Genomic DNA, 984 nt, shown 5'->3' with positions numbered 1-984 from the left:
TGTCGCTCCGTATTTGCGAGTGCAAAAGTAAAACTTTATTTTTTAATGACCAAATGTTTTTGAAGAAAATTTTAAAGTTTTTTAAGTAACCTTAAATCCCTCTCAACACTTTATCACCCTACTCCTGCGCTCCGATTTATTCGGACTGCAAAGATACAAACTCTTTTTATTCCCGCAACTCTTTTTACAAAAAAGTTTTGAAAGTTTTTTTCGTCTGTCACCCTGAAGTAAATATTGTCCCTGCTTATCTAAAAGCTCTTCTGCGCTTACTGATCTACTCTCGTTTTCAGTGGGGCAAAGATAACAACTTATCATAACGCAAAACAAGTTTATTTAACATAAATATTTACAAAGTGGAAAACTAACCATATAATATTCTGATTATAAATAAATTAAATCAAAAATAGAGTTATCCACAATGAGTAACTAGAATTGTGGATAATTAAAATTAGGGTAAAAGCTACAGTCTCTGCTTTCTTATAAACTGAAAACAGGTAAGAAGCAATAGCAGAATGTTAGTCGGGAAAATACCATTCAAAACGTATATTCATACAGTTCTTTTCATAGTTTCTCATGGTACGACATTCTGTTTCGTGTATTGTTATGTAATCAGGTACTAATGAGGTAACGGTTGTAAGAGTTATAAGTTATAAGTTATGAGTTATAAGTTATGAGTTATAAGTTTTGGGATATGGATTCAGGGTAATTGATGAATGGTGGGCTGTACTCATTGTCAATTCTTGCTAATGGCTCATGGCTTATGGCTTATAGCTTATAGCCTATTGCTTATTGCTTATGGCTGATGGCTTATAGCTTATAGCTTATTGCCTATAGCTCATTCACAGGTATATAACAAAAAAATCCTTTATCATAACGATAAAGGATTTTTAAAAATAAAATAAAAACTGGCGGCGGCCTACTCTCCCGCGTTAGCAGTACCATCGGCGCTGGTGGGCTTAACTTCTGTGTTCGGAATGGGAACAG

Annotated in this window: 1 rRNA gene; it reads right to left on the bottom strand. The window is 33.9% G+C overall.

From position 1 onward, the window contains the following. Window positions 1-903 precede the first annotated feature (903 nt). A 5S ribosomal RNA gene (gene rrf, locus DRF59_RS20640) occupies window positions 904-984 on the bottom strand; the annotation flags it as partial.

Origin of the sequence: Chryseobacterium flavum (assembly GCF_003385595.1) — a bacterium.
Taxonomy (GTDB): domain Bacteria; phylum Bacteroidota; class Bacteroidia; order Flavobacteriales; family Weeksellaceae; genus Chryseobacterium; species Chryseobacterium flavum.
Note: the sequence above shows the minus strand (reverse complement) of the source record. Positions and strands in the feature narration are given on the sequence as shown.